General features: G+C 73.9%; 18 protein-coding genes and 1 pseudogene. 9 read left to right on the forward strand and 10 right to left on the reverse strand.

Annotation, left to right across the window (positions count from 1 at the left end; all coding sequences use genetic code 11):
* Position 1: 1 nt before the first annotated feature.
* Entirely contained in the window at positions 2-505 is a 504-nt protein-coding gene (locus B5Y66_RS04375; RefSeq protein WP_079571836.1) for a GNAT family N-acetyltransferase, read from the forward strand.
* Here B5Y66_RS04375 and B5Y66_RS22160 read toward each other — a convergent pair.
* Positions 386-2,473, reverse strand: coding sequence for a gluzincin family metallopeptidase (locus tag B5Y66_RS22160; RefSeq protein ID WP_139820711.1), 2,088 nt, complete (start codon positions 2,471-2,473; stop codon positions 386-388). The genes B5Y66_RS04375 and B5Y66_RS22160 overlap by 120 nt on opposite strands.
* 107 nt (positions 2,474-2,580) lie before the next feature.
* Here B5Y66_RS22160 and B5Y66_RS04380 point away from each other — a divergent pair, with 107 nt between their 5' ends.
* The gene (locus B5Y66_RS04380; protein ID WP_079571397.1) at positions 2,581-2,889 is read left to right on the forward strand and encodes a hypothetical protein; all 309 of its coding nucleotides are present in this window, start codon (positions 2,581-2,583) and stop codon (positions 2,887-2,889) included.
* A 92-nt stretch (positions 2,890-2,981) separates the two neighbouring features.
* Here the strand turns inward: B5Y66_RS04380 and B5Y66_RS04385 are convergent, their stop codons facing one another.
* On the reverse strand, positions 2,982-3,854 hold the full coding sequence (locus B5Y66_RS04385; protein ID WP_176168774.1) for a universal stress protein: 873 nt from the start codon (positions 3,852-3,854) through the stop codon (positions 2,982-2,984).
* A 176-nt stretch (positions 3,855-4,030) separates the two neighbouring features.
* On the opposite strand from B5Y66_RS04385, the gene B5Y66_RS04390 reads away from it, so the two are divergent.
* Complete coding sequence (locus B5Y66_RS04390) at positions 4,031-5,719, forward strand: sensor histidine kinase (RefSeq protein ID WP_245806911.1); 1,689 nt, start codon at positions 4,031-4,033, stop codon at positions 5,717-5,719.
* 31 nt (positions 5,720-5,750) lie between these two features.
* Here the strand turns inward: B5Y66_RS04390 and B5Y66_RS04395 are convergent, their stop codons facing one another.
* Together B5Y66_RS04395 and B5Y66_RS04400 are read right to left on the reverse strand one after the other, a co-directional pair.
* Positions 5,751-6,431 carry a response regulator gene (locus tag B5Y66_RS04395; RefSeq protein ID WP_079571403.1) on the reverse strand — a complete coding sequence of 227 codons (681 nt, stop codon included), beginning with the start codon at positions 6,429-6,431 and terminating at the stop codon, positions 5,751-5,753.
* 51 nt (positions 6,432-6,482) lie between these two features.
* Positions 6,483-7,688: a dipeptidase gene (locus B5Y66_RS04400; protein ID WP_079571406.1), complete on the reverse strand. Its 1,206-nt coding sequence runs from the start codon at positions 7,686-7,688 to the stop codon at positions 6,483-6,485.
* Positions 7,689-7,849: 161 nt separating this feature from the next.
* Here B5Y66_RS04400 and B5Y66_RS23245 point away from each other — a divergent pair.
* Positions 7,850-8,686, forward strand: a pseudogene (locus tag B5Y66_RS23245) (GTP-binding protein); the annotation flags it as partial.
* Positions 8,687-8,854: 168 nt separating this feature from the next.
* The gene (locus B5Y66_RS23250) at positions 8,855-9,769 is read left to right on the forward strand and encodes a hypothetical protein (RefSeq protein WP_407656368.1); all 915 of its coding nucleotides are present in this window, start codon (positions 8,855-8,857) and stop codon (positions 9,767-9,769) included.
* Positions 9,770-9,799: 30 nt separating this feature from the next.
* Here B5Y66_RS23250 and B5Y66_RS04410 read toward each other — a convergent pair whose 3' ends face one another.
* The gene (locus B5Y66_RS04410) at positions 9,800-10,162 is read right to left on the reverse strand and encodes an RNA-binding S4 domain-containing protein (protein ID WP_079571412.1); all 363 of its coding nucleotides are present in this window, start codon (positions 10,160-10,162) and stop codon (positions 9,800-9,802) included.
* A gap of 38 nt (positions 10,163-10,200) precedes the next feature.
* Positions 10,201-10,800, reverse strand: a complete 600-nt coding sequence (locus B5Y66_RS04415) for an NADPH-dependent FMN reductase (protein WP_079571414.1) — start codon at positions 10,798-10,800, stop codon at positions 10,201-10,203.
* Positions 10,801-10,944: 144 nt separating this feature from the next.
* Between B5Y66_RS04415 and aspA the strand changes: the two genes are divergently transcribed.
* Together aspA and B5Y66_RS04425 are read left to right on the forward strand one after the other, a co-directional pair.
* Positions 10,945-12,531, forward strand: a complete 1,587-nt coding sequence (aspA, locus tag B5Y66_RS04420) for an aspartate ammonia-lyase (RefSeq protein WP_079571417.1) — start codon at positions 10,945-10,947, stop codon at positions 12,529-12,531.
* Complete coding sequence (locus B5Y66_RS04425) at positions 12,528-13,838, forward strand: anaerobic C4-dicarboxylate transporter (RefSeq protein ID WP_079571420.1); 1,311 nt, start codon at positions 12,528-12,530, stop codon at positions 13,836-13,838. Before aspA ends, B5Y66_RS04425 begins: the two co-directional genes overlap by 4 nt.
* 7 nt (positions 13,839-13,845) lie before the next feature.
* On the opposite strand, the gene B5Y66_RS04430 is transcribed toward B5Y66_RS04425, so the two are convergent.
* From B5Y66_RS04430 to B5Y66_RS04445, 4 genes are all read right to left on the reverse strand, one after another.
* The gene (locus tag B5Y66_RS04430; RefSeq protein WP_079571423.1) at positions 13,846-14,262 is read right to left on the reverse strand and encodes a (R)-mandelonitrile lyase; all 417 of its coding nucleotides are present in this window, start codon (positions 14,260-14,262) and stop codon (positions 13,846-13,848) included.
* 17 nt (positions 14,263-14,279) lie between these two features.
* On the reverse strand, positions 14,280-14,462 hold the full coding sequence (locus B5Y66_RS22665) for a Rossmann-fold NAD(P)-binding domain-containing protein (RefSeq protein ID WP_217700713.1): 183 nt from the start codon (positions 14,460-14,462) through the stop codon (positions 14,280-14,282).
* 155 nt (positions 14,463-14,617) lie between these two features.
* Positions 14,618-15,319: a flavodoxin gene (locus B5Y66_RS04440; protein ID WP_079571425.1), complete on the reverse strand. Its 702-nt coding sequence runs from the start codon at positions 15,317-15,319 to the stop codon at positions 14,618-14,620.
* A gap of 210 nt (positions 15,320-15,529) precedes the next feature.
* Complete coding sequence (locus tag B5Y66_RS04445; protein ID WP_079571428.1) at positions 15,530-16,450, reverse strand: helix-turn-helix transcriptional regulator; 921 nt, start codon at positions 16,448-16,450, stop codon at positions 15,530-15,532.
* 102 nt (positions 16,451-16,552) lie between these two features.
* Here B5Y66_RS04445 and B5Y66_RS04450 point away from each other — a divergent pair, with 102 nt between their 5' ends.
* Both B5Y66_RS04450 and B5Y66_RS04455 read left to right on the forward strand, forming a co-directional pair.
* Positions 16,553-17,962, forward strand: a complete 1,410-nt coding sequence (locus B5Y66_RS04450; RefSeq protein WP_079571841.1) for an MFS transporter — start codon at positions 16,553-16,555, stop codon at positions 17,960-17,962.
* Positions 17,963-18,304: 342 nt separating this feature from the next.
* Entirely contained in the window at positions 18,305-19,195 is an 891-nt protein-coding gene (locus B5Y66_RS04455) for an aldo/keto reductase (RefSeq protein ID WP_079571430.1), read from the forward strand.
* Positions 19,196-19,198 lie beyond the last annotated feature (3 nt).

The raw sequence follows: 19,198 nt of genomic DNA on the forward strand, positions 1-19,198 counted from the left end.
CATGCTGCGCCACGACGACGGCCCAGCGCTCGCCGCCGCGTACGCCCGCAACCGCGCCCACCTGGAGCCGTGGGAGCCCGTGCGGCCGGCGGAGTTCTACGAGGCGGAGCGGCAGACCCAGCTGGCCGCCACGGAGCTGAGCTCGCACGAGGCCGGCCGGTCCGTGCCCCTGGTCCTGGAGCGCGACAGCGCGATCGTCGGGCGCGCGAACCTCTCCGACATCGTGCGCGGGGCGTTCTGCAACACCCACCTGGGCTACTGGGTGGACGGCGAGCTCGCAGGGCGGGGCGTCATGACCGCAGCCGTGGCGGCCGCGTGCGCGCACGCCCGCGACGACCTGGGGCTGCACCGCGTCCAAGCGGCGACGCTGCTGCACAACGGGGCGTCACAGAAGGTGCTGGCGCGGACCGGGTTCGACCGCATCGGCACCGCTCCGCGGTACCTCCGGATCGCCGGCCGCTGGCAGGACCACGCCCTCTTCCAGCGCATCCTCCACGACGACTGACGCGCCGGCGGCCGACCCGGCCCGCCGTCGCCTCCGCACGACGAGCGCGGCCACCCCGCCGGCGGCGCCGAGCACCAGCACGACGAGCCCGGCGCCCACCCAGGGCGCCGCGTCCGCGCGCCCCGCGGCGGCGTCGGCCCGGGAGGCGGCCGCGTCCAGGTCGCCCGCGGCGAGGTCGGCCTGCGCCCGCGCCGACGCCCGGTCGACGCCGAGGACGAGCGCCCCGAGCCCGGACACGGGGTCGCGGTCGGCCGCCGCGGCGCGGCCGGCCTCGCCGACCCGGGTCATGACGGCGGCCGCCCGGGGCAGCAGGGTGGCGAGCCCCGCGTAGTCGTCCGCGCCGGACGCCCCTTCGTACGCCGCGCGCACCGGCGCCGGCACGTCGAGCCCGGCGGCCTCGGCCGCGGCCTGCACGGCGCCGGCGTCCTGCGCGGCGCCGTCGAGCGCGCCCCGCACGTCCTTCGCGTCGCCGAACTCCCAGTCGGTCATGGCGGTGCGCAGCCCGAGCGGCGGGGACCACGCACCGTCGGCGTCGTCGAGGGCCGCGTAGGCGTCGCGCGCGGCGGCCCGGGGCTTCAGCGCGGACCGCTGGTCGGCATCGAGCACCCACGTGCGCAGCACCTTCGGCGCGCCGGCGACCTCGCCGCGCGTCTCGACCAGGTCGAGGAACCGGCGCCAGTCGGTGCGGCCCCAGTTCTCGTCCGTCGACCCGGGCCGCTCGTACGCGCTCTGGCCCGCCTGGGCCGCCGAGACCACCGCGGTGAACGTGTCGTCGTCCAGGTTGCCCAGCAGCTTCTGCACCACCGTGTACGACGCCGCGTACCCGTACGCCTCGGCGTCCTCGTCGAGCTCCCCGGGCCTCGCGTCCCACGCCGACAGGGGCACGGCCACGTCGGCGTCGCGGTCGGGCGCGTCCCACGGGTCGGACTTCCCGCCCGTCAGGGCCACGACACGGTGCGCGACCACCTCCGTCATCCCCTCGGACAGCCAGCGCTCCTTCAGGCGGTCCGGGTTCAGCCAGGCGTGCCCGAGCTCGTGGTACAGCGTGGCCTCGTCCAGGTCCTCCGGGATGACGATCTCGTCGTTGTCCGGGTCGAACCACGCGTAGCCGAGCACCTTGGGCGACACGTCCTCGCGAATCGTGTCGAGGCCGCCGGGCCACGGCCGCCCCACGAGGTCCTCCAGCACGGGCAGCCCCGTGGTCAGGCGCTTCGCGACGAACCGGGTCCACCGCTCGTCCCCCGGGAAGCTCTGCAGCGTGAGGGTGGTGTCCCCCACCTCGACGGCCTTCTCGTCCGCCTTCTTCGGGTCGCGCGCCGACACGACCGCCCAGATGCCGTCCTTGTCGGTGTTCTCCGTGGCCGTGTACGTGACGGTCTTGCCGGACCGCTCGTGCGTGAACACGTCGGACGTCGCGTCGAACGTCATCGACGCAGGCAGCACCACCTCGACCGTCGTGCGCCCGGCGTCGCCCACGCCCGGCGTCGCGAACGTCGCGAACCCGTCCCCCACCCGCGTGTAGTCCTCCGACCGCACCGGCTCGCCCGGGACGACGAAGCTCCACTCGATGGTGCGGGTGCTCCCGTACCGCAGCGGCGCGAACGTCGCCACGGCGTACCGGGTGCTCGGGTCGTCGGTCCCCTCCAGCCGCACGGGCAGCGACGCCCCGCCGCTGGTGGCGCGCACGTCCTGGGCTCCGGCCGGGACCGGCACCGCGTAGCTCGTGTAGTAGTAGTACGTCAGCCCGCGGTCGGGCGTGACGTTGCCGATGGTGGTGGTCATGGTCGCCCGCACCTCGGTGTCCTTCGCCCGCAGCACGTAGCGGCTGTGCGACTCCTCCGTGAGCCCTTCGTCGGCGACGGCGGCCGGGCCTGCGAGCAGCAGCGCCGCGACGAGGCCGGCGCCCAGCACGGTGGGCAGCGCGGCGGTGGGCGCGGCGCGACGGCGGCGCGCAGGCAGGGGGGTCACGCGCGCATCTTTGCGTGCGCCGTCCGGGCGTCGCAAGCGCCCGTCCGCGTGCGCGACGCCGCCGCGTGCGGTAGACCGGTGACCGTCGGGCCGCGGAGGGGGACGCCATGAGCACTGACGAGAGCACTGACGAGGGCACCGGCGGCGGCGTCCGTCAGGTCACGGACGCCGGGTCGATGACGATCGCCCTGCTGACCGCGTGCTCCGAGCCCGACCTCGGCATCCGCGCGCGGGTGGTGCAGGAGCTGCTCGACGAGGCCAGCGGCGACCCGCGCCTCGCGCGCGAGGTCATCACCACCATGCTGACCGCGTCGGTGATGTCCCTGCGCGCGTACACCGACGCCACCCGGCGCGACCCGCAGGCCGTGCTGCGCGCCCTCGGGGCGAGCTGGTCGCAGCGATCCCTCAGCGCTTGACGCCGGGCCGCCTCGACCGTGTCCTGAGGCCGCGCGCGTGTCCTGAGGCCGCGCGCCCGCCGGGGGAGTCGACGGGCACGCGGCCGCAAGTCCTACTCGTGCACCACCGTCACGGCGCACGGCGCGTGCCGCACGAGACGGTCGGGCACGGAGCCGCGGACCCGGCCGACCCGGCGCGCGCGCTCGTGCCCGCCCGTCACCACGAGGTCGTCCGAGCGCAGCACCGACAGCAGGGCGCCGGGGACGGCTCCGCCGCGCGACTCGACCGACCAGCGGACCGCGGGGTACTTCTCCCCCCAGCGCGAGGCCTGCGCCTCCAGGTCGGCCCGGGCCTCGGCCCGGAGCCGTCCGAGCCATGCCAGGTCGCCCTCGGTGACGCCCACGAACATCCCCTCGTCGACCGCGTGCGCCGCCACCAACGGGACGCCGGCCCGGTCGGCCGCGTCGAACCCGGTCTCGAGCACGCGCTCCGACGCGTCGCGCGGGTCGACGGCGACGACCACGCGGCGCGGGGGCTGGACGCGGGCTGCGCGCGGGACGACGACCACGGTCCCCGGGGCCACCCCCGCCACCGAGGACGAGACCGAACCCATGTGGACCCGGTCGAACGTGCCGACGCCACGTCTTCCCACGACGACGACCGCCCCGTGGCGGGCCTCGTGCACGAGGACGGCGCTCGCGTCCCCGCGCACCGTCGCGAATCCGACGTCCGCGCTGTCCGCCGAGTGCGCGCCGACCCGCGCCGTGCGGTCGAACCGCGCCCGCGCCCGCGCGAGCAGGTCCTCCGCGTCGGCCCGCGGGTCGGGAGACCACGACGCGGTCGCCCAGGCACCCACGCCGACGGGGACCGCGTACGCGTGAATCACGACGAGCGCGGCCGCCAGCCGGGCCGCCTCGCCGGCCGCCCACATCATGGCGTGGTTGCCACCCTCCGAGCCGTCCACGCCGACCACCACGGTCCTCACGCGCCCGCTCCTGCTGCTGAGATCCATCGCGCTCCTTCCCGAGGACAACAGTGAGCCACCGCACCCCTCGCGCTCGGAAGTGCCGAACGCCTCCTGCCGCGGTCCGGTCGGCCCTCGCCCCCGGGCCGAAGGTCCCGATCGGGACCTTCGGGGCCGTCGAGGACTACGGTGAGAGGGTGAGCTCGCGGCGGCCACGCGCGGACCAGGACATCGACGTCCTGCTGGACGCGGTCGTGTCGGTGGGCCGGGGCCTCGAGCTGGAGACGACGCTGCAGCAGGTCGTGCGGGCCGCCGCCACGGTCGTCGACGCCCGCTACGCGGCCCTGGGCATCCTCGGCGACGACGAGCGCATCGCCCGCTTCCTCACCGTCGGGATGACGGCGGCCGAGGTCGAGGCGGTGGGACCCCGCCCGACCGGGCACGGGATCCTGGGCGACGTCATCCGCCACCGGCGACCGTTGCGCCTGCCGGACGTCGCCGCCCATCCCCGCTCCGTCGGCTACCCGCCGAACCATCCCCCGATGCACAGCTTCCTGGGCATGCCGCTCCAGGTCCACGGGAAGCCCTTCGGCAACCTCTACCTCACCGAGAAGCGCGGCGGCGGAGAGTTCACGGAGGACGACCAGCGGCTCCTGGAGGCGTTCGCGTCGGCCGCGAGCGTGGCCGTCGAGAACGCCCGCCTGTACGAGGAGGCGCGGCTGCGCGAACGATGGTCGCGGGCGGACGACGAGATCGCCCGCCGGTTGCTCGCCGGGGAGGAACCCGACGCGGTGCTCGACCTCGTCACCACGGGGGCGACCACCGTCGCGGCAGCCGACACCGCAGGGATCGCGGTCCCCTCGGACGACGGCCCGGCCGGTGGTGTCCCGACCCTCACCATCCGGGCGGCGGTCGGGATCCGGGCGGAGGCGCTGCGCGGCAGGGCGCTGCGCAGCGCCGGGTCCTTCCTCGCGAGGGCGTTCGTCGAGGGTCGGCCCATCGTCTCCCCGGACGCGTCGGCGGACGACCGGGCACAGCTCGTCATGCACCCTGACGGCACCGTCGGCCCGCTCGCCGTCTTCCCGCTCGTCGGGCGAGGACGCCGCGTGCTCGGCGTCCTGGCCGTCGGGAGGGTCCGGGGTGCCGAACCGTTCCGCGACGTCGTGATCGAGGCGCTCGGCGCGTTCGCCAACCAGGCCGCGGTGGCGCTCGAGCTGGCAGAGCGGCGCGCGGACGCAGCCCGGCTGGCCGTGGTGCGCGACCGGGACCGCATCGCTCGCGACCTGCACGACCTGGCCGTCCAGCGGCTGTATGCGACGGGTCTGTCCCTGCAGTCGATCGACCGCCGCCTCGCGGACCCTCGGCCCCTCGACCCGGACGGGCGGCAGGACCTGGGGTCGCGCGTGAGCGAGGCGATCGACCAGATCGACGAGACGATCGTCCTGATCCGCACCACCATCCGCGATCTCCGCGACCCGGGGAGCGACGCCCCGCGCCGGGTCGCCACCCGTTCGCTGCTGCTCGCCGAGGTGGAGGCGGCGGCGCACTCCCTCGGCTTCACCCCGACCGTCCGGTTCGAGGGGCCGATCGACGCCCAGGTGCCCTCGACGACGACGGCGCACCTCGTCGCGGTGCTGCGCGAGACGTTGTCGAACACCGCACGGCACGCGCGGGCCAAGCGGGTCCACGTGCGGCTGCGTGTTGCCGACGACCTGGTGCTCACCGTGACGGACGACGGCTCGGGGACCTCCCCCGACGCGCCGCGCAGCGGGCTCGCCAACCTCTCCCGACGGGCCACGGAGCTCGGCGGCTCGTTCGAGGTCGGCCCGGGCCCCGCCGGGGGCACCACGGTGCACTGGCGGGTGCCGCTGCCGAAGATGTCCTGACGGTGCCGTCCCGGCGTGTCAGAGCGGTGGGTCAGGACGGGGGCGACGAGTGGTCCGCCTCGCCGGGCCGGGCGGTCTGCTCGAGCCGCGCGGCGAGCACGGCGGCCTGCACCCGACGCTCGAGCCCGAGCTTCGCCAGCAGGCTCGACACGTAGTTCTTCACGGTCTTCTCCGCCAGGATCAGCTCGGTCCCGATCTGCCGGTTCGTCATGCCCTCGCCGACCAGCCCGAGGATGCGCCGCTCCTGCGGTGTGAGGTCGCCGAGCGGGTCGTGGTCCTCGCCCTGGTGGCGCAGGCGCGCCATCACCCGGCTCGCGGCGCGCGGGTCGAGCATGGATCCGCCCGCCGCCACCGTCCGGATCCCGGACACGAGGTCGCTGCCGCGCACCTGCTTGAGCACGTAGCCCGACGCGCCGGCGAGGATCGCGTCGAACAGCGACTCGTCGTCGTCGAACGACGTGAGCATGAGGACCGCGGCATCCGTGCGCGACCGCAGCTCCCGGCACACCGTGACGCCGTCGCCGTCGGGCAGGCGCACGTCGAGGACGACGACGTCCGGCCGCACGGAAGGCACCCGGGCGAGGGCCTCGGCCGCCGTCGCTGCCGTGCCGACGACCTCGAGGTCGTCCTCCATCCCGAGCAGGTCGGCGACGCCGCGGCGCACCACCTCGTGGTCGTCGACGAGGAACACCCGCACGGGCGCGCCGGTCATGACCTCACGCTAGACCCCCGGGGCGCGTCGTGAGCGGTGACGGCGCGGTGATCAGCCGTCCAGGTCCCGGAGGCGCGCGACGCTCGGCTCCCGCTCGGACTGCAGCCGCGCGGCGACGTCCTCGGCCGCGCGGATCGTGCGCAGCACGTTGCCGCTGGTGAGGCCGCCCAGGTCGGCGTCGGACCAACCGCGGTCCGCGAGCGCCGCGAGCAGGCTCGGGTAGCCGGAGACGTCGCGCAGCTCGTCGGCGAAGCCGCCGGCCCCGTCGTAGTCGCCCCCGAGCCCGACGTGCGCCGCCCCCGCGACCTCCCGCACGTGCTCGACGTGCGCGACGACGTCGTCGAGCGTCGTGGGGGGCTTGGGGTGTGTCTCGGCCCAGGCGGTGGCGAACCGGTCGAACTCGGCATGGTCGTTCGGCGCGATCCCGGCCGCCTTCGCGGCCTCACCGGTCTGCGCGCGCCACTCCCCGATCGCCGGGGTGACGAAGCTCGGCACGAACGTCACCATGCAGACGCCGCCGTTGTCGGCGAGGCGGGCGAGGACGTCGTCGGGCACGTTGCGCGGCACGTCGCAGACGGCGCGCGCGGAGCTGTGCGAGAAGATCACCGGCGCCTCGGAGACGTCGAGCGCCGCGCGCATCGTGCCCGCCGAGACGTGCGACAGGTCGACGAGCATGCCGAGCCGGTTCATCTCGCGCACCACCTCGCGCCCGAACGCGGTCAGCCCGCCCCGTTCGAACCGGCCGTCGGCGGCCGGGGCGTCGGTCGCGGACTCCGCCCAGGGGTTGTGGTGGTTGTGCGTGAGCGTCATGTAGCGCACACCGACCTCGTGGAGCATGCGCAGCGCGCCCATCGACGAGTCGATCGACTGCCCGCCCTCCGCACCCATGAGCGACGCGATCCGACCCTCGGCCCACGCGGCGACGACGTCGTCCGCGGTCAGCGCGAGCCGGAAGTGCTCCGGCCAGCGCGCCACCATGCGGCGCACGGCGTCCACCTGCTCCAGGGTCGCCGTGACCGCAGCGCTGCCCGGCAGGTTGGACGGCACGTAGACCGACCAGAACTGGGCGCCCACTCCCCCGGCCCGCAGGCGCGGCACGTCGGTGTGCGTGCGGCCCTCGGTACCGGCCTCGACGTCCAGTCGCGACCAGTCGTACGCGACCTGGTCGCGCGCCTCCCACGGGAGGTCGTTGTGCCCGTCCCAGACGGGGTGCTCGCGCAGGAGGGCGGCGATCCTGTCGGTCTGCTCGGTCGTCATGTCGCGACCCTACCGACCGGAAAACCCTTGGCGCCCTGGCGCTGCCCTGGTGCAATGGGTGTCGACCCCGTCCGAGCAGACCGAGCGAAGGAGCCCTCCGATGCGTGCAGCCGTCATGTCCCCGCACATCGACGCACCCACCCACGCAAAGGACAGGACGCTTGGCACGCACGCTCAACCTCGGGATCCTCGCGCACGTCGACGCCGGTAAGACCAGCCTCACGGAGCGGCTCCTGCACACCGCCGGAGCCATCGACGCCGTCGGCAGCGTCGACGCCGGCAGCACCCAGACCGACACCCTCGCCCTGGAGCGACGCCGCGGCATCACCATCCGCTCGGCGGTCGCCTCGTTCGCGGTGGGCGACACCACCGTCAACGTCGTCGACACACCCGGTCACCCCGACTTCGTCGCCGAGGTCGAGCGCGCCCTCGGCGTGCTCGACGGTGCGGTCCTCGTGGTCTCCGCCGTCGAGGGCGTCCAGGCACAGACCCGCGTCCTCGTGCGCGCCCTGCGCCGGTCGCGCATCCCCACGGTGGTGTTCGTCAACAAGATCGACCGGCCGGGGGCCCGCGCCGACCTGGAGCTCGACGGCCTCCCCCTGGTCCCGCTGGGAGTCGTCGAGGCCGCAGGCACTCCGGCAGCCGCCTGGCGGCCGCGGCTCGACGCCGACCGCGCGCTCGACGTCGTCGCCGACCACGACGACGGCGTGCTCGCCGAATACGTCCGCACCGGCGCCGTGGGTGCCGAGCGCCTGCGTGCGTCCGTCGCGGACCTGTCGCGGCGCGGGCTCGTGCTCCCCGTGCTGGGCGGCTCGGCGATCACCGGTGCCGGGGTGGACCAGCTGCTCGCGGCGCTGCCCGAGCTGCTGCCCGCGGCCGACGGCGACCCCGACGGGCCGCTGTCGGGCCGGGTGTTCAAGGTGGAGCGCGGCCCCGCCGGCGAGCGCGTCGCGTACGCGCGGCTCTGGTCCGGCACGCTGCGCGAGCGGGACCAGGTGGGCGCGGACAAGGTCACCGCGGTGCGCGTCGTGCGTCGCGGGAGCGCGGTGGAGCGCACGGAGGCGCGCGCCGGCCAGGTCGCGCAGCTGTGGGGGCTCGCGGGCGTCCGGGTCGGCGACGACCTGGGCGAGCCGCACGACGGCGACCGGTTCCGGTTCTCCCCGCCCGTGCTGGAGACGGTCGTCGTGCCGGACGAGCCGACCGAACGGGGCGCGCTGCACGCCGCGCTCACGCAGCTCGCCGAGCAGGACCCGCTCATCGGGCTGCGGCTCGACGACACCGGCGACGCGGCCCTCTCGCTCTACGGTGAGGTGCAGAAGGAGGTGGTCGGGGCGACGCTCGCCGAGGAGTTCGGCGTCGCCGTGTCGTTCCGGGAGACGACGACGTTCCACGTGGAACGGCCGGTCGGCGTCGGGTCCGCGGTCGAGCGCATGGGCGACGACGTCAACCCGTTCAACGCCACCGTCGGCCTGCGCGTGGAGCCGGCCCCGGTCGGGTCGGGCGTGCGCTTCCGGCTCGGCATCGAGCCCGGCTCGCTGACGCTGGCGTTCCGGCGCGCGGTCGAGGAGACCGTGCTCTGCACGCTGCAGCAAGGGCTGCGCGGGTGGCAGGTCGCGGACTGCACGGTCGTCCTCACCGAGTCCGGGTACGTGCCGCCGCCCCCGTACGGGTGGAGCGTGTACTCGAGCTCGGCGAGCGACTTCCGCCGCCTGACGCCGCTGGTGCTCCTGACGGCGCTCCGCCGCGCCCGCACCACGGTGCTCGAGCCGGTCCACGGGTTCACGCTGGACGTCCCGCACGACACCCTCACCGCGGTGCTGCCCCTGCTGGCCCGGTCCGACGCCGTCCCCCTGTCGACCGTGACGCGCGGCGACCGCGCCGTGGTGGAGGGCGACGTACCGGCGGCGCGCCTGCACCGCCTGCACCAGCAGCTGCCGGGGGCCACGCGCGGCGAGGGCGTGCTCGACTCGGTGTTCGCCCGCTACCGCCCCGTGCGGGGCGAGGCGCCCGTCCGGCGGCGCCGTGGCGCCGACCCGCTGCACCGCGAGGAGTACCTGCGGTCCGTCGGCCGCCAGGCCTGACCTCCCGCCGCCCGCCGGGCAGCGCGCCCGTCAGCCGCGGCGGTCGCCGCGCAACCGGTCGATCTCGCGCCGCTCGCGCTTGGTGGGCCGGCCGGCCCCGCGGTCGCGGACGCCCACGGCCTCCCGCTCCTGCCGCGTGGGCGCGGGCGGGCTCTCGTCGCGGTACGCCTTCACCGCCAGCGGCGCGCCCACACGCTTGGGCAGCAGCTCGACGACGACCACCTTGCGGTCACGCAGCGGGTCGCGCCAGGTGATCGTGTCGCCCACCGCGACCGACGTCGCGGGCTTCGCGACCGTGCCGTTCACCCGCACCCGCCCCGCCCGGAGCAGCGCGGCGGACGACGACCGGCTCTTGAAGAGCCGCACCGCCCACAGCCACACGTCCACGCGCACGACGTCAGCCTCTCACGGGGCGCCCCGGCTCCGACCGGCTACTTGGCCGACGCCGGGTCGCTGTCGCCGATGTGCCCGGGCGCGGTGACGGCGAGCACGCGCTGCACGAACGCGCAGTACTCGTCCATGTAGTGCCGCAGGAACCCGGCGGTGCTGTCGTTGCTGACCTCGCCGTCCACGCCGAAGTCGTCGGCGACGTAGGTGATGTACGCCTCCGGGGAGTTGAGCTGCGGGGCGTCGAGGAAGCTGAGGACGGCGCGCATCGACGACTGCATCACCGCGGTGCCGATGCCGCCCGGCGAGGCGCCGATGATGCCGACGGGCTTGCGCGCGAAGGAGTTCTGTCCCCAGGGCCGCGAGCCCCAGTCGATCGCGTTCTTCAGTGCCCCCGGGATGGACCGGTTGTACTCCGGGGAGACGATGAGCAGCCCGTCGGACGCCTCGACCGCCGCCTTGAAGCTCCGGCCCTCGGGCGGGTAGTCGGCGTCATAGTCCCAGCTGTAGAGCGGGAGGTTGCCGATGGGGATCTCCGTGAACTCGAGGTCCGCCGGTGCCAGCCGGACGAGCGCCTGCGACAGCGTCCGGTTGATCGACCCCCTGGCGAGGCTCCCGACGATGTAGCCGATCTGGTGCGTCATGGTGACTCCCTGCTCCTTCGGTGACCGAAGGCCCGACGGCGGACGTCGGCAGGCCTCTCCCATTCTGCGCGGGCAGGTCGGCGCAGGCGCGCGCTGGGGACGCCCGGCAGGTGTCGGGGCGGCCCCGTTGCTAGCGTCTGCCCCATGGCTGAACCCCAGGCCGACGTGCGCGTCGAGGAAGACCTGCTCGGACCGCAAGAAGTCCCTGCGCAGGCGTACTACGGGATCCACACCGTCCGGGCGATCGCGAACTTCCCGATCTCCGGGACGACCATCAACGACGTGCCGGAGATGATCCGCGGCATGGTGATGGTGAAGAAGGCGGCGGCGCTCGCGAACCGGGAGCTGCGCGCCATCCAGCGGGACGTCGCGGACGCCATCATCGGTGCGTGCGACGAGGTGCTGGTCAAGGGCCGGTGCCTCGACCAGTTCCCCATCGACGTGTTCCAGGGCGGTGCCGGCACCAGCGTCAACATGAACACCAACGAGGTGGTGGCGAACCTCGCGCTGGAGCTGTCCGGCTTCCCCAAGGGCCGTTACGACGTCATCAACCCGAACGACCACGTCAACAAGTCGCAGTCCACCAACGACGCCTACCCCACGGGCTTCCGCCTGGCCGTGCACGCCCTCGTCGACGCGCTGGTCGTCGCCGTGCGCCGCCTGTCGCGGTCGCTGGACGAGAAGGCGTCGGAGTTCGCGAACCTGCCCAAGATGGGTCGCACCCAGCTGCAGGACGCGGTGCCGATGAGCCTGGGCCAGGAGTTCGCGGGCTTCTCCGTGAACGTCGCCGAGGAGGTCAAGCGCCTCCGCATCGCGGCCGACCTGCTGCTCGAGGTGAACCTGGGCGCGACGGCGATCGGCACGGGCCTCAACACCCCGCCGGGCTACCCGAAGGTGGCGGCACGGCGGCTCGCGGAGGTGTCCGGGCTCGCCACCGTGCCGGCGGAGAACCTCGTCGAGGCCACGTACGACAACGGCGCCTACCTGGCCGTGCACTCCGCGGTGAAGCGGCTGGCGGCCAAGCTGTCGAAGATCTGCAACGACCTGCGCCTGCTGTCCTCGGGGCCGCGCGCGGGGCTCAACGAGATCAACCTGCCCGAGCTGCAGGCCGGCTCGTCGATCATGCCCGCCAAGGTGAACCCGGTGATCCCCGAGGTGGTGAACCAGGTCTGCTTCAAGGTGATGGGCAACGACGTGACCATCACGCACGCCGCCGAGGCGGGGCAGCTGCAGCTCAACGTCATGGAGCCCGTGCTGGCGGAGTCGATGTTCGAGTCGATCCGCCTGCTGACCAACGCGTGCGACGCGCTGCGCACCAAGTGCGTCGTCGGGATCACCGCGAACGCCGAGGTGATGCGGCAGCACGTGCTCGGCTCCATCGGCATCGTCACGTACCTCAACGAGGTGATCGGCCACCACAACGGCGACCTCGTGGGCAAGGAGGCCGCCCGCACCGGCGCGTCGGTGCGGGACGTCGTCGTCGCGCGCGGCCTGCTCACCGCCGAGGAGGTGGACACCATCCTCACCACGGAGAACTTCCTGCACCCGCGCTACAGCGGCCGCTTCTACCCGCCGGACGAGCGCGGCATCCCCCCGCTGGGCGAGGAGGGCGGGTCGTCGCACGTCGTGGAGTCCGACGACGCGACCGGGGCGCCGTCGGACCCGCAGCACGAGCACGACGACGACCACGTCGACGAGCACGACGACGGACCGGGTGAGGCCGCCCGGTGATCGTCGTCCAGTTCGTCGTCGTCCTGGTCTTCGTCTTCATCGGTGCTCGTCTCGGCGGGATCGGGATCGGGCTGGCGGGCGGCGCCGGCGTCATCGTCCTCGGGCTGCTGGGCCTGGAGGTCGACCCGGCGACGGGCGTCCCGTGGGACGTGCTGGGCATCATCATGTGCGTCATCGCGGCCATCGCCGCGATGCAGGCCGCCGGCGGTCTGGACTACCTCGTGGCGAAGACGGAGGTGGTGCTGCGCGCGCGCCCCCGCAACATCACGTTCCTCGCGCCGCTGGTCACGTACTTCATGACCGTGTTCGCCGGCACGGGCCAGGTCGCGTTCTCCACCCTGCCGGTGATCGCGGAGGTGGCGAAGGAGTCGGACGTGCGGCCGTCACGGCCGCTGTCCATCGCGGTGGTCGCGTCGCAGATGGCGATCGCCGCGTCGCCCATCTCCGCGGCCGTCGTGGCGATGGCGGCCGTCGTGGAGCCGCTGGGCGTCGACTACCTCACGCTGCTCACCGTGGCCGGCGTCTCGACGCTGGTGGGCTGCATGGTCGGCGCGGTCGTCGCGTCCCGGCAGGGCGTGGAACTGCAGGACGACCCGGTGTACCAGGAGCGGCTCGCCAAGGGGCTGGTCAAGCGGCGCGAGGAGCGCGCCGGGTTCGTCGCGAAGCCGCGGGCGCTGCTGTCGCTGGTCATCTTCGCCGCTGCGCTGCTCGTCGTCGTGCTCTACTCGACCGCGGTGTCCGACTCGGTGGGCCTCATCGAGGACCCGACCATCACCCGCAGCGGCGCCATCATGACGTTCATGCTGCTGGCGGGCCTGCTCATCGCCGTCTTCTGCAAGATCGACGTCAGCACGGTCATCACGCAGCAGACGTTCCGCAGCGGCATGAGCGCCGCCGTCTGCATTATCGGCGTCGCATGGCTCGGCAACACGTTCGTGCAGGGGCACACCGCCCAGATCGAGGAGCTGGGCGGCGACATCATCCAGCGCTACCCGTGGATGCTCGCCGTCGTGCTGCTGCTCGCCTCCGCGCTCCTCTACTCGCAGGCCGCGACGACGATCGCCCTCATGCCCGTCGCCGCCGGCATGGGCGTGGCCGCGACGACGCTGGTCGCGTCGTTCCCCGCCGTCACCGGCCTGTTCCTGCTGCCCACCTACACCACCGTCGTCGCCGCCATCGAGCTCGACGACACCGGCACCACCCGCATCGGGAAGTACCTGTTCAACCACTCGTTCATGGTGCCGGGGCTGGTGTCCGTCGCGACCGCCGTCGCCGTCGGCTTCGGGCTGGCGCCGCTGCTGATCTGAGCGGGTCTCAGACGTCCAGCCACGGCGCGGCGGCGTACTCCGCGTCCGTGACGTGCTCCAGCCAGGTGGTGGTGGTGGCCGGGTCGTCGGCGTTCTCCAGCATCGCCAGGTGCTCCATGAAGTCGTCCGGCGAGGCACCGTGCCAGTGCTCCTCCCCCGGCGGGCAGTACACCGTCTCGCCCGGACGGGCCTCGACGACGACGCCGTCGCGCGTGCCGACCAGCGCCACCCCGGAGACCACGTGCAGCGTCTGGCCGCGGGCGTGCGAGTGCCAGGCGGTGCGGGCGGCGGGCGCGAACCGCACGAGCGCGACGACCATGCGCTGGCCGGGATCCTGCGGGGCGGCGATGGGGTCGAGCCACACGTCGCCGGCAAACATCTCCGGCGGGTTCTTGGTGGTCGCGGGGCGGGGGAGCTTCTTCATGGTGGTCCTTCCTCGGCTCAGCCCCGCTGGTCGGCGGGGCGCAGCAGGATCTCGTTGATCGCCAGGTGGCGAGGGCGGGCGAGGGCGAAGGCGATGATCTCCGCGACCTCCTCGGGCTGCACGGTGGCCTGGCCGTAGCCCTGCTGCACCGCCTCACGGGTGGCCTCGTGGGTGATGTGGGACGGCAGCTCGGTGTCCACGACCCCGGGCTCGATCGCAGGTTCACCTCGATCATGGCGCGGTAGTCGGCGCGCTGCTCGGCGGAGAACGGGCCCAGCAGCATGGTGCCGGCGTTGTTCACCAGCACGTCGACGACGCCCCGGTGATCACACCGCGACGCGTGACGTGTTCTCGTTCATCGTGCTCCCTCGTCCTGGGTGTTCGTCCCGGTCAGGCCGGTGCCGGCCAGCCAGGCGTCGAGCTCCGCGCCCGCGTCCGCGACGTCCTCGCCCCGGACCGCGAGCCCGGTGCCGACGTCGGAGCCCCGCAGCGCGTCGCGGTAGTCCTCGTCGATGCCGGCCAGGCCCGAGACGGCGTACGTGACGAACGGCAGGACGGTCTTGCCGCGCAGATCCACGGACTCGACGAGCCTGGACATGATCATCGGCGCCCGCACGTTCCACACCGGGCTGCCGAGCAGCACGACGTCGTAGCCGGACACGTCCGGCAGCTCGCCGGCGATCTCTGGGCGGGCGTCGGCCTGCTGCTCGCGGCGGTTGCGCTCGACCGTCGGGTCGTAGGCCTCCGGGTACGGGTCCGCCGCCTCGATCTCGACGACGTCGCATCCGATCCGGTCGGCGATCATCCCGGCCAGGACCGCGGTGTTGCCGACCTCGAGGTCCCGGCGGCCCCCCTGGTAGTAGTTCTCCCCCGCCCGGGAGAAGTAGACCAGCAGCACGTTCGCCGGGGTCCGGCCCTCCGACGTCTCGGGCGTCGACGCCACGGATCTGTCCGGGCTCGACGTCTCCGGGCTCGCGCACGCCGCCGTGAGGACCGCGGCGCCGGCGAGCCCGGCTCGCAGCAGGGCCCTGCGGCTCGGTGGGCTGGTCGTCGTCATGCCTCCGAGTCCACACCGGGCTCGCCGTTCGTGGGAGTGACGGACGTCCCGGGTACTGGCAGTACCTCCCGGGGTCGCGCCGCCCGTCCTCCCGTCGCGGCGATGCGACAGCACCTCCTGGTCTCCACTCCCGCCCTGCTGTGGGGCCTGCAGCACGCGTTCCTCAACCCGGCGCTGGCGCTGATCCTCACCGCGCTGTTCGACGCCGTCTCAGCCGCTCGTCCGCCCGCTGCCGGAGCTGCGCTCGGGCTCCGCGGCGAGCGTCGTGGCCGCCCACGACGCGAGCAGCTTGAGCCCGTCGTCGGACGGCGAGCCGGGCACGGCCGTGTACACGTTCATCTGCAGGCCGGGGTCCGCGGGAAGCTCGAAGGCCTCGTAGTCGAGCTCCAGGAACCCGACGCCGGGGTGATGGAAGGCCTTGGTGCCGGAGCGGTGGAACCGCACGTCGTGCGACGCCCACATCCGCCGGAAGTCCTCGCTGCGCGTGGAGAGCTCGCCCACCAGGGCGGTGAGCTTCTTGTCGTACGGGTTCTTCCCGGCCTCGGCCCGCAGGATCGCGACGGCGTCGTGCGCGATCCGCTCGGCCCGCTCGCCCCAGAACCTCCGGGCCGCGTCCGGGTCGAGGAAGTGGAAGCGCGCGCTGTTGACCGGCTGGTTCGCGATCCGCTCGGGCGAGTCGTACAGCGGCGCGTACAGCGCGCGGCCCAGCAGGTTGGAGCCGAGCACGTCGAGACGGCCGTTGCGCACGAACGCGGGCACCCCTTCCATCGCGTCGAGGACGCGCTGGACCGCCGGGCGCAGCGCCGGCGCCGGGGCGCTGCGGGCGCGCGAACGGGCCGCGCCGGACGCGTTCGCGGCCCGCGCGAGGTCGAACAGGTGGGCACGCTCGGCGTCGTCGAGCTGCAGCGCCTCCGCGAGCGCCTCGAGCACCTCCTCGGACACGCCCCCGAGGTTCCCGCGCTCCAGCCTCGTGTAGTAGTCGACGCTCACGCCGGCGAGCATCGCCACCTCCTCACGGCGCAGCCCCGGCACCCGGCGGTTGCCGCCGTACGCCGGCAGACCGGCCTTGTCCGGGGTGATCCGCGCCCGGCGGGTGGCCAGGAACTCGCGCGTCTCGGCTTTCAGGTCCATGCCCCCGACGGTACGTCGGCGCCGTCGGGCGCGGGAGGTACTGGCGTTACCGGGGACGCCCAGGACTCCCCCGTCCGCGCGGGCCGCCGTCTGATGGTCCCCATGACCAGCACACCCCTCGCTCCCGCGGCGACGCCCACCACGGCGCCGCCGACCCCGGCCCCGACCGCGCGTCGCAGCACCACCGCGATCCTGGCGATCATCCTCGTCGGCTACTTCATGGTGATCCTGGACAACTCGATCGTGATCACCGGGCTGCCGCACATCCAGGACGAGCTCGGCATGACGTCGACGGCGCTCGCCTGGGTGCAGGACGCGTACCTGCTCGCGTTCGGCGGGCTGCTGCTGCTCGGCGCCCGCGCCGGCGACGTCCTGGGGCGGCGCCGCATGTTCGTCGCGGGCCTGGCGGTGTTCACGCTCGCCTCCGTCGCGGTGGGCCTCGCGCCGACGGGCGGGCTGCTGGTCGCGGCCCGCGCGGTGCAGGGCGTGGGGGCGGCGGTGCTCGCGCCGTCGACCCTCGCGCTGCTCACGGCGAGCTTCCCGGAGGGCCCCGAGCGCACCCGCGCGACGGCCGCCTACGGCGCCGTCGCCGGCATCGGCGCGAGCGTCGGGCTGGTCGTCGGCGGCCTCCTCGCCGACCTGGTCTCGTGGCGGGCCGGCTTCCTCGTCAACCTGCCGGTCGGCGTCGTCATGCTGGTCGCCGGGCTGCGGGTGCTGCCCGAGACGCCGCGCACCCCCGGCCGGTTCGACGTCGCGGGGGCGCTGCTCGCGACCCTCGGCCCGACGGCGCTCGTGTACGGGTTCGTCCGCGCGGGCGGGGCCGGGTGGGCGGACGCCGGGACGGCGGCCGCGCTCGGCCTCGGCGTCGGGCTCCTGGTCACGCTGGTCGTCGTCGAGCGCCGGGCCGCCCAGCCCGTGCTCCCGCTGGGCCTCTTCGCGAGCCGCGAGCGGGTGGGCGCCTACGTCGCCCGGCTGCTGTTCATCGGCGCGATGATGGGCTTCTTCCTCTTCACCAGCCAGTACCTGCAGGACGAGCGCGGGTTCAGTGCGCTGGCCGCCGGGTTCGCCTACTTCCCGATGACGGCCGTGAACTTCGTGGTGGCGCTCGCCGTCCCGCGGCTGCAGCGCCGCACCAGCGGCCCGGTGCTGCTCGTGGCCGGGCTCGTGCTCGCCGTGGCCGGCATGGCGTGGCTGGGGTCGATCGACGCGTCGGCCTCCTACGTCGCCGGGATCGCCCTGCCCATGATGCTGATCGGTGCCGGGCAGGGACTCGCCTTCGGTCCGCTCACCGCGTCCGGGATCGCCGGGGTGGAGCCGTCTCTGGCGGGTGCCGCGTCGGGCGTCGTGAACTCCGTGCACCAGCTCGGCGGGGCGCTGGGCATGAGCCTGGTGCTGGCGCTGACCAGCACGTACGCCGCAGCCATGACCGCCGGCGCGGTGCTGCTGCTGGCCGCGCTCGCCGCCGCCGTCCTCCTCGTGCTGCCCTCGGCACGCCGACGCTCAGGTGCGTGAGCCCGCTCGTCGCCGGACGTGATGCGGTCATGCCGTCCAGAGCCCGTCCACGGGCACGGCGCTGACCCGGTCGCCGAACGGTCCGCGCGTCCCCCCCGGTGAGTGACTGATCCGTGCCGCCTGCCCGGACCATCCCAGCTGACGGTTGCACGTTCCGGGAGACCCTCGCCATGCCCAGGAGACGACGTCCTTCCCGTGGATACGCACCACCTTTCTCGTGGTTTCGCAGCATCTGGCTCGTTGCTCGCACCGAAGCGCCTTCCCCCGGTCGACAGGGGGCGGATTCAGCGGGGTACCAGCAGGGTCTCCCAGGACCGGCGACGCGTTCGTAGCGTGGAGGGCATGACGAACTCCGTCCCCACCCTCACCCTGAACAACGGCGTCGAGCTGCCCGCCCTCGGGTACGGCGTCTTCCAGACCCCGCCGGACGAGACGGTCGCGGCCACCGCCGAGGCGCTGCGCGTCGGCTACCGGCACATCGACACCGCCGCCGCGTACGGCAACGAGCGCGAGGTCGGCGAGGCGCTGCGCCGCTCCGGCGTCCCGCGCGACGACGTCTTCCTCGAGACGAAGGTCTGGATCAGCGACTACGGCTACGACGCCACCCTGCACGCGTTCGACAAGTCCGCGGGCAAGCTCGGCGTCGAGACCATCGACCTGCTGATCCTGCACCAGGCCCTGCCCAGCCGCTTCGACCTCACCGTCGACGCCTACAAGGCCCTCGAGACCCTCCTGGCCGACGGGAAGGTCCGCGCGATCGGCGTCAGCAACTTCATGCCCGAGCACCTGGACGAGCTGCAGGCCAGGACCACCGTCGTGCCCGCCGTCAACCAGGTCGAGGTGCACCCCTACTTCCGCCAGCCCGACGTGCTCGCCGCCGACGCCGCCCACGGCATCCTCACCCAGGCGTGGTCGCCCATCGGCGGCATCACGTTCTACCGCGACGGCGAGCACACCAGCACCCTGCAGGACCCCACGATCCTCGGCATCGGCGAGAAGCACGGCAAGACCGCCGCCCAGGTGATGCTGCGCTGGCACCTGCAGCAGGGCCGCTCGGCGATCCCCAAGTCCGTCACCCCGCACCGCATCGCCGAGAACTTCGACGTGCTCGACTTCGAGCTCTCCGGCGACGAGCTCACCGCGATCGACGGCCTCGACACCGGCGTGCGCGGCGGCCCCGAGCCGGAGGACATCACGCTGGAGACCTTCGGCCGCGACATCCCGGAGGCCTGACCG

The organism is Krasilnikoviella flava (genome assembly GCF_900167525.1).
Classification (GTDB): Bacteria; Actinomycetota; Actinomycetes; order Actinomycetales; family Cellulomonadaceae; genus Isoptericola; species Isoptericola flavus.